This window comes from Collinsella sp. OM06-18AC, assembly GCF_003438785.1.
Taxonomy (GTDB): Bacteria; Actinomycetota; Coriobacteriia; order Coriobacteriales; family Coriobacteriaceae; genus Collinsella.
On record NZ_QSTX01000036.1, the window covers coordinates 1 to 592 of the forward strand.

Consider the following 592-nt stretch of genomic DNA (forward strand, 5'->3'; position numbering starts at 1 on the left):
CCCCCGACAGGGAGTCCGGCACGCCCAGGGCGGTCCGCGCGATCACCTCGGCGTCGCGCTCGTCGGTCTTGGCCTCGCCGGCGAACAGCCCGGCGGCGCGGCTGGCGGCGAGGCCGGGCAGGTAGGCGACCGCCAGCCCCGCGGCGCGGGCGCGCCGCACGGCGAGGGACCCTATGTTGCGGAACTGGTCGACCACGACGAGCGTGCCGGCGGGCGCGGAGGAGAACAGCGCGTCGAGCTCGGCCTCCCTGTTGCGGACGGGGGCGCTGGCCAGCACCTCCCCGCCGCGGTCGATCAGGCAGGCCCAGTGGGAGGACTTGCCGACGTCCAGGCCGAGCACGGCCGCGGGCCTGGTGGATGGCGCTTTCACGGTGGTATCCTTCCGGTAGTCGTTCGACCGGATGGCCTCCCCCTCGGCACTCACATTACCAGCCGCGGCCTCTGCCCGGCACTTTCCTATCAGCCGTCGGGGGCGGCGCGTCCCGCGCCGGCAGCACCCAACGGGCCCTCTCGGGGGCAGGGACGTTCGGCCGTGCGCGGGCGCCCGGTCGGCGGCCCGTTCTGGGCGCGCCTCAATCGTAGCCCGAGACGG

Annotated in this window: 1 protein-coding gene; it reads right to left on the reverse strand. The window is 75.5% G+C overall.

The genetic code is table 11. The features are described from left to right. On the reverse strand, positions 1-370 hold a 370-nt coding region (locus tag DXB86_RS09865; protein WP_147330839.1), incomplete at its 3' end, for a transposase. Between the last annotated feature and the right edge of the window lie 222 nt (positions 371-592).